We start from the raw sequence: 2,060 nt of genomic DNA, 5'->3' as shown, positions 1-2,060 counted from the left end.
AGATCATTAAGAGATTATGAAGAACAACTTGTGTGGATTTTTACTGGTTGATTGATCGAAATTATTTTCATTGATTGATGGTAGAAATTACTCGAAGTTTATTTGAGAAATATTTGTCAGAAAATTGATGAGCCAGATTTGGTGCTTTGAATAAAGCACTATTGATTTTAAACTGAAGAGTTTGATCATGGCTCAGATTGAACGCTGGCGGCAGGCTTAACACATGCAAGTCGAGCGGATGAAGGGAGCTTGCTCCTGGATTCAGCGGCGGACGGGTGAGTAATGCTTAGGAATCTGCCTATTAGTGGGGGACAACAGTTGGAAACGGCTGCTAATACCGCATACGCCCTACGGGGGAAAGCAGGGGATCTTCGGACCTTGCGCTAATAGATGAGCCTAAGTCGGATTAGCTAGTTGGTGGGGTAAAGGCCTACCAAGGCGACGATCTGTAGCGGGTCTGAGAGGATGATCCGCCACACTGGGACTGAGACACGGCCCAGACTCCTACGGGAGGCAGCAGTGGGGAATATTGGACAATGGGGGGAACCCTGATCCAGCCATGCCGCGTGTGTGAAGAAGGCCTTTTGGTTGTAAAGCACTTTAAGCGAGGAGGAGGCTACTTAGATTAATACTCTAGGATAGTGGACGTTACTCGCAGAATAAGCACCGGCTAACTCTGTGCCAGCAGCCGCGGTAATACAGAGGGTGCGAGCGTTAATCGGATTTACTGGGCGTAAAGCGTGCGTAGGCGGCTTTTTAAGTCGGATGTGAAATCCCTGAGCTTAACTTAGGAATTGCATTCGATACTGGGAAGCTAGAGTATGGGAGAGGATGGTAGAATTCCAGGTGTAGCGGTGAAATGCGTAGAGATCTGGAGGAATACCGATGGCGAAGGCAGCCATCTGGCCTAATACTGACGCTGAGGTACGAAAGCATGGGGAGCAAACAGGATTAGATACCCTGGTAGTCCATGCCGTAAACGATGTCTACTAGCCGTTGGGGCCTTTGAGGCTTTAGTGGCGCAGCTAACGCGATAAGTAGACCGCCTGGGGAGTACGGTCGCAAGACTAAAACTCAAATGAATTGACGGGGGCCCGCACAAGCGGTGGAGCATGTGGTTTAATTCGATGCAACGCGAAGAACCTTACCTGGTCTTGACATACAGAGAACTTTCCAGAGATGGATTGGTGCCTTCGGGAACTCTGATACAGGTGCTGCATGGCTGTCGTCAGCTCGTGTCGTGAGATGTTGGGTTAAGTCCCGCAACGAGCGCAACCCTTTTCCTTACTTGCCAGCGGGTTATGCCGGGAACTTTAAGGATACTGCCAGTGACAAACTGGAGGAAGGCGGGGACGACGTCAAGTCATCATGGCCCTTACGACCAGGGCTACACACGTGCTACAATGGTCGGTACAAAGGGTTGCTACCACGCGAGTGGATGCTAATCTCAAAAAGCCGATCGTAGTCCGGATTGGAGTCTGCAACTCGACTCCATGAAGTCGGAATCGCTAGTAATCGCGGATCAGAATGCCGCGGTGAATACGTTCCCGGGCCTTGTACACACCGCCCGTCACACCATGGGAGTTTGTTGCACCAGAAGTAGGTAGTCTAACCGTAAGGAGGACGCTTACCACGGTGTGGCCGATGACTGGGGTGAAGTCGTAACAAGGTAGCCGTAGGGGAACCTGCGGCTGGATCACCTCCTTAACGAAAGATTGACGACCGGTAAGAATCCACAACAAGTTGTTCTTCATGACGATGTATCTGAGGGTCTGTAGCTCAGTTGGTTAGAGCACACGCTTGATAAGCGTGGGGTCACAAGTTCAAGTCTTGTCAGACCCACCACTACTGACGAAGTACGGAAAATCAGAAACATTGACTTATTGATAAGCTGGGGACTTAGCTTAGTTGGTAGAGCGCCTGCTTTGCACGCAGGAGGTCAGGAGTTCGACTCTCCTAGTCTCCACCATCACTTACATTGATCTTGAAATGATCAAGCAAACGTAAGATGAGCTAAGAAACATACAAACAGCTAGATAGCTTATAGAGCTTAGTAAGAA

The 2,060-nt window shown here is 49.6% G+C and carries 2 tRNA genes and 1 rRNA gene; all 3 read left to right on the top strand.

Going from position 1 to position 2,060, the window contains the following annotated elements:
* Positions 1-169 precede the first annotated feature (169 nt).
* Positions 170-1,707, top strand: a 16S ribosomal RNA gene (locus tag ACE01R_RS17660).
* 61 nt (positions 1,708-1,768) lie between these two features.
* Positions 1,769-1,845: transfer RNA gene (locus tag ACE01R_RS17655), tRNA-Ile, on the top strand.
* A 48-nt stretch (positions 1,846-1,893) separates the two neighbouring features.
* Positions 1,894-1,969: transfer RNA gene (locus ACE01R_RS17650), tRNA-Ala, on the top strand.
* Positions 1,970-2,060: the final 91 nt, after the last annotated feature.

The sequence above is a fragment of the Acinetobacter sp. BSP-28 genome (genome assembly GCF_044130285.1).
Classification (GTDB): Bacteria; Pseudomonadota; Gammaproteobacteria; order Pseudomonadales; family Moraxellaceae; genus Acinetobacter.
The sequence above is the reverse complement of the archived record's forward strand: the minus strand, read 5'-3'. Positions and strand labels throughout refer to the sequence as shown.